This is a genomic window from Pseudomonas sp. CGJS7 (assembly GCF_036961695.1).
The window spans coordinates 1-5,618 of record NZ_JBAMDI010000250.1 but is presented as its reverse complement, the minus strand read 5'-3'; the positions used below and the strand labels follow the sequence as shown (position 1 = coordinate 5,618).

5 protein-coding genes are annotated in these 5,618 nt (G+C 66.9%); all 5 read left to right on the top strand.

Annotated elements, in window-relative coordinates:
• Positions 1–55: 55 nt before the first annotated feature.
• Positions 56–1,660 (top strand): peptide chain release factor 3, encoded by a 1,605-nt coding sequence (locus V7787_RS52120; protein ID WP_336095348.1) that lies wholly within the window; start codon positions 56–58, stop codon positions 1,658–1,660.
• Positions 1,660–2,163: a hypothetical protein gene (locus V7787_RS52115; protein WP_336095347.1), complete on the top strand. Its 504-nt coding sequence runs from the start codon at positions 1,660–1,662 to the stop codon at positions 2,161–2,163. Before V7787_RS52120 ends, V7787_RS52115 begins: the two co-directional genes overlap by 1 nt.
• A 233-nt stretch (positions 2,164–2,396) precedes the next feature.
• The gene (locus V7787_RS52110; RefSeq protein WP_336095346.1) at positions 2,397–2,627 is read left to right on the top strand and encodes a hypothetical protein; all 231 of its coding nucleotides are present in this window, start codon (positions 2,397–2,399) and stop codon (positions 2,625–2,627) included.
• 206 nt (positions 2,628–2,833) lie between these two features.
• On the top strand, positions 2,834–3,517 hold the full coding sequence (trhA, locus tag V7787_RS52105) for a PAQR family membrane homeostasis protein TrhA (protein WP_336095345.1): 684 nt from the start codon (positions 2,834–2,836) through the stop codon (positions 3,515–3,517).
• Positions 3,518–3,659: 142 nt separating this feature from the next.
• On the top strand, positions 3,660–5,618 hold a 1,959-nt coding region (locus tag V7787_RS52100), incomplete at its 3' end, for an AsmA family protein (protein ID WP_336095344.1).

The following is a 5,618-nucleotide window of genomic DNA, read 5'->3' as shown; positions in this document are numbered from 1 at the left end:
GTATACTCCCCGCCTCCCCGTTACCTGCCGACGCGCCCCGGGGCGCGCCGTTCCCATGTCCGAAGTCGCCCAACAAGCCCTCCGCCGCCGCACCTTCGCGATCATTTCGCATCCCGACGCCGGCAAAACCACGCTGACCGAAAAGCTGCTGCTGTTCGGCGGCGCGATCCAGATGGCCGGCTCGGTCAAGGGCCGCAAGGCCGCGCGCCACGCCACCTCGGATTGGATGGCGCTGGAAAAGGAGCGCGGCATCTCGGTGACGTCCTCGGTGATGCAGTTCCCCTATGAGGGCCGCATCGTCAACCTGCTCGACACCCCCGGCCACGCCGACTTCGGCGAGGACACCTACCGCGTGCTCACCGCGGTCGACTCGGCGCTGATGGTCATCGACGTGGCCAAGGGCGTGGAAGAACGCACGATCAAACTGATGGAAGTCTGCCGGCTGCGCGACACGCCGATCATGACCTTCATCAACAAGCTCGACCGCGAAGGCAAGAGCCCGATCGATCTGCTCGACGAAGTCGAAAGCGTGCTCGGCATCCAGTGCGCGCCGATCACCTGGCCGATCGGCATGGGCCAGCGCCTGAAGGGCGTGGTCCATCTGATCAGCGGCGAAGTGCATCTGTACGAACAGGGCCGCAACTTCACCCGCCAGGACTCGACCATCTTCGCCTCGATCGACGATCCGGCGCTGGCCGCGCGCATCGGCGAGAACATGCTGGCCGAGCTGCGCGAAGAGCTGGAACTGGTCGAAGGCGCCTCGCATCCGTTCGACAAGGACAAATACCTGTCCGGCGAACAGACCCCGGTGTTCTTCGGCTCGGCGGTGAACAACTTCGGCGTGCAGCTGTTGCTGGATTTCTTCGTCGAACACGCGCCCTCGCCCAAGCCGCGCGAATCCACCGCGCGCGAGGTCCAGCCGGTCGAAGAGAAGCTCACCGGCTTCGTGTTCAAGATCCAGGCCAACATGGATCCGCAACACCGCGACCGGGTCGCGTTCATGCGCATCTGCTCGGGCAAGTTCAGCGCCGGCATGAAGGCCTTCCACGCGCGCACCGGCAAGGAAGTCAAACTCGCCAACGCGCTGACCTTCATGGCTTCGGACCGCGAAATCGCCGAAAGCGCGTTCCCGGGCGATGTCATCGGCATCCATAACCACGGCACCATCTCCATCGGCGACAGCTTCAGCGAAGGCGAGAACCTGTCGTTCACCGGCATTCCCAACTTCGCTCCGGAACTGTTCCGGCGCGCGCGTTTGCGCGACCCGCTCAAGCTCAAGCAATTGCAGAAGGGCCTGGCGCAGCTGTCGGAAGAAGGCGCGACCCAGTTCTTCCGCCCGCTGATGAGCAACGACCTGATCCTCGGCGCGGTCGGCGTGCTGCAGTTCGACGTGGTCGCTTACCGGTTGAAGGACGAGTACGGCGTGGACGCCAGCTTCGAGCAGGTCAGCGTCGCCACCGCGCGCTGGATCCGCTGCGCGGATGCGAAGAAGCTGGAAGAGTTCCGCGACAAGAACGCGCTCAATCTGTCGCTGGACGCGGCCGGGCAGCTGGTCTATCTGGCCCCGACCCGGGTCAATCTGCAACTGGCGCAAGAACGCGCGCCGGGCGTGGAGTTCCTGGCCACGCGCGAACACGCGCACGCGGTGGCGATCGACTGATGTCGCCACCGGGCCACGGATGGCTGTCCCGTTGGTGGACGTACTTGCTGAGCAAGCGCAGCGAAGTCGCCGCGCTCGATTACAAGGACGCCTACATGGGCAAGGTGGTGATGGACATCCACCGCCTGCGCAGCGACAAGGCCCAGGCGATGGCGCCGCTGCATGCACTGCACCCGATCCACCGCATCGACCGCGAATCGGCGCTGCAGGCCACCCGCGCCCGCGCCCAGGCGCTGATCGCCCGGCGCGAAGAACTGCTCGCCCACGGCCGGCTCGATCTGGCCGCGCTCAACGACATCATCCCTTCGGTTTCGCAGATCAAGGTCGTGCGCGAAGGCGAGCGCTGGCTGGCCTTCGAAGGCAACGGCCGCCTGTATGCGATGCGCGAGGCCTTCGGCGAAGACTGCGGCCTGCTGGTGGAGGTGGAGGAATACCGCTTCGCCAAACCGCACAAGATCCTGCGCCGGCTACGGCGGATCCGCCGGCTCAACGCGCTGGAATGATCCCGCCGCGCCCCGCGGCCGCCAGTTCCTCTCAGTACCGCCAGCCTCCCAATACCGCCAGCCCCCAATACCGTCATTCCGGCGAAAGCCGGAATCCATTTTGACTTTGCTCTTCCTCGCCCCGGACAAAACCGTTTCACCGACGCATCCCCAACCCCGCCCCCCATGCTGCGCGGCACCATCGACTAGCATCGACAACGCCGGAGGACCCGGCGTCCAAGCGAGGGGGAGTTATGTATTGGTTGGGTGTCGCGCTGTGCTTGATCGGCGGTCTGTGGATCGTGATCAACGCGTTCCGCAAGAGCATCTGGTGGGGACTGGGCTCGCTGATCATCCCGTTCGTCGCGGTGGTGTTCGCGATCATTAATTTCGCCGAGAACAAAATCCCGTTGGCGATCTACGTGGTCGGCATCATCCTGCTGGTCGTCGGCATGCCGTCGGGGGCCAGTTACGGGGCGGCCTAGCCGCCCAAGAAGCATCGGGGCGTACCGACGTGCGCCCCGATGCCTCGGCCGCGGGACGACCGACTCGCGGCCGCATCCAGGCCTCGCCGTTCAGCCGCCGCCGCGTGATCCGGGTCGCGGATCGGCATCGATCCGGTCTTAACCGATGCTGGCTTTTCGCCTGCGCATCGAGCATCGGCCCCAGACCGAGTTAGGATGCAAGGGCCATGACCCTCGCCCATGCCCCCGCTCACGGCGAACACTCGATCCGTGAAGAAATCGCCAACGCCCTGACCCACGGTCTGGGCGCCACCGCAGCGCTGGCCGGCGGCGCGGTGATGATCACCCTGGCCGCCTTGTACGGAGACGGCTGGCAGCTCGGCAGCGCGATCGTCTTCGGCATCAGCCTGTTGCTGCTGTATCTGGCCTCCACCCTCTATCACGCGATCCAGCACCCGGTGGCCAAGGGCCGGCTGAAGGTGTTCGATCACTGCGCGATCTACCTGCTGATCGCCGGCACCTACACGCCGTTCACCCTGATCGGCCTGCGCGGGCCGTGGGGCTGGGGCCTGTTCGCGGCGATCTGGGGCCTGGCCTTCGCCGGCATCGTGTTCAAGCTGTTCTACACCGGCCGCTTCAAGCTGCTGTCGACGATCATCTACATCGCGATGGGCTGGCTGGTGATCGTGGCGATCAAGCCGCTGCTCAACGCGCTCGACGCCTGGGCGCTGGGCTGGCTGCTCGCCGGCGGCATCTGCTACACCCTGGGCACGGTGTTCTATCACCGGCCGTCGCTGCGGTACTCGCACGCGATCTGGCATTTGTTCGTGGTCGCCGGCAGCGTCTGCCATTACATCGCGGTGCTGTCGCAAGTGGTGCCTTCGCTCTCGGACGTGCTGCCCTCCGCCTGAACGCTCCACGCCGCGTCCACGGCGCATTCACCGGCGCTTTACCGGCTTGTGGAGAGGGTGGAAGCCAATCTCAGCAAAGGGTTTCCTCGGCCTCGGCCGAACCGCGCCGCATTCCGGCGCGGCCGTCCTTGGCCATCGAGCGATGAACACCCCCTCCGCGCCATCGGCAGATCTGCCTTTGCCTCGCCCGCAGGATGAGCGTGCGCTGTGGCCGCGCCGGCATCCCTGGCTGAGCGCGCTCGGCCTGCTGATCGCCGCGATCGTCGCGCTGGTGCTGCTGTGGGATTGGAACTGGTTCAAAGGCCCGATCGAGCGCCAGGTCGAAGCGCGCACCGGCCGGCGCCTGGAGATCGGCGGCAACCTCGACGTCGATCTGGGCTGGGTGCCGGTGATCCGCGCCGACGCGCTGAGCTTCGCCAACGCCCCGTGGGCCAAGCAGCCGACGATGGCGAGCGCACAACGGCTGCAACTGGCGATCGAACTGTGGCCGCTGCTCAAGGGTGAAGTGCGCATCCCCGACATCCGCCTGACCCAGCCGCGGGTGAATCTGCAGACCGATCCGGCGCACGGCGGCAACTGGGTGTTCGCCAACGGCGGCGGCGGCGAACTGCCGAAGTTCCGCCAGATCTGGATCGAAGACGGGCGCATGCGGTTCCTCGACGCGGCCGGCAAGACCGACATCGATCTGGCGATCAACAGCCGCCAGCCGCGCCGCGAAGACGCCGCGCCGCCGGTCGACGTCGAAGGCGGCGGCCGCTGGAAGAACAACGCCTTCACCCTTGAAGGCCGGGCCGAATCGCCGCTGGAACTGAGCCAGAGCCAGCGCCCGTATCGTTTGAACCTGCGCGCCGCGGCCGGCGCCACCCGCGCGCACGCGCGCGGCGAACTGGTCGATCCCTTCCATCTGCGCGACTTCGATCTGCGCTTCGCGCTGGCGGGCAAGAACCTGGCCGATCTGTATCCGCTGATCGGCGTGGCGATCGCGCCGACGCCGCCGTACTCGCTGGACGGACGCCTGCAGCGCGAGGGCGTGCGCTGGAACTATCGCGACTTCGCCGGCAAGGTCGGCGACAGCGACCTGTCCGGCAGCGCCAGCGTCGACACCGGCGGCGCGCGTCCGTATCTGCGCGCGGATCTGCTGTCCAAGCGTCTGGACTTCGACGATCTCGCCGGCTTCATCGGCGCGCCTCCGCAAACCGGCCGCGGCGAAACCAGCAATCCCGAACTGACCGCGTTGAACGCGCGCGTCGACGCCAAGCCCAAGCTGCTGCCCGACACGCCCTACCGGCTCGACAAACTGCGCGCGATGGACGCCGACGTGAAGCTCAAGGCCGCGCGCATCAACGCGCCGGGCTGGCCGCTGGACGACATGCAAGCGCATCTGCTGCTGGAAGACGGCCTGCTCAAGCTCGACCCGCTCAACTTCGGCGTCGCCGACGGCGACATCCGTTCCACCATCACCCTGGACGCGCGCAACCCCACCATCCGTACCCGCGCCGACATTCAGGCGCGCCGGCTGACCCTGGCCAAGCTGATGCCGGGCGTCAAACTCGGCCAGGACGCGGTCGGCAAACTCGGCGGCCGCATCGCGCTCAGCGGCCGCGGCAACTCCATCGCGCAAATGCTCGGCAGCAGCGACGGCAGCGTCGCGGTCGGCATGGGCCAGGGCCAGATCAGCAATCTGTTGATGGAATTCGCCGGCATCGATCTGGCCGAGATCATCAAGTTCAAGCTGACCTCCGACCGCAAGATTCCGATCCGCTGCGGGTTCGGCGATTTCGCGGTCAAAGACGGGGTGATGACCGCGCAGTCGGTGGCCTTCGATACCAGCGATACGGTTCTGGTCGGCACGGGCACGATCGATCTGCGCCAGGAAAAACTCGACATGGTCGTGCGCGCGCGGCCGAAGGACCGCAGCCTGCTGTCGCTGCGCGCGCCGTTGATCGTCACCGGCACCTTCAAGCAACCCAACGCGCGGCCGGACTACAAGCGGCTGGGACTGCGCGGCGCGGCGGCGCTCGCGCTCGGCGCCATCGCCCCGCCGGCGGCGCTGCTGGCTACGCTGGAATTGGGCCCGGGCAAAGACGCCGGTTGCGCCGGG

What these genes read in the sequence shown, in the direction of transcription:
- V7787_RS52115 (WP_336095347.1), top strand. Translation starts at nt 1,660, where the DNA reads ATGTCGCCACCGGGCCACGGATGGCTGTCCCGTTGGTGGACGTACTTG.
- V7787_RS52110 (WP_336095346.1), top strand. Translation starts at nt 2,397, where the DNA reads ATGTATTGGTTGGGTGTCGCGCTGTGCTTGATCGGCGGTCTGTGGATC.
- V7787_RS52120 (WP_336095348.1), top strand. Translation starts at nt 56, where the DNA reads ATGTCCGAAGTCGCCCAACAAGCCCTCCGCCGCCGCACCTTCGCGATC.
- trhA (WP_336095345.1), top strand. Translation starts at nt 2,834, where the DNA reads ATGACCCTCGCCCATGCCCCCGCTCACGGCGAACACTCGATCCGTGAA.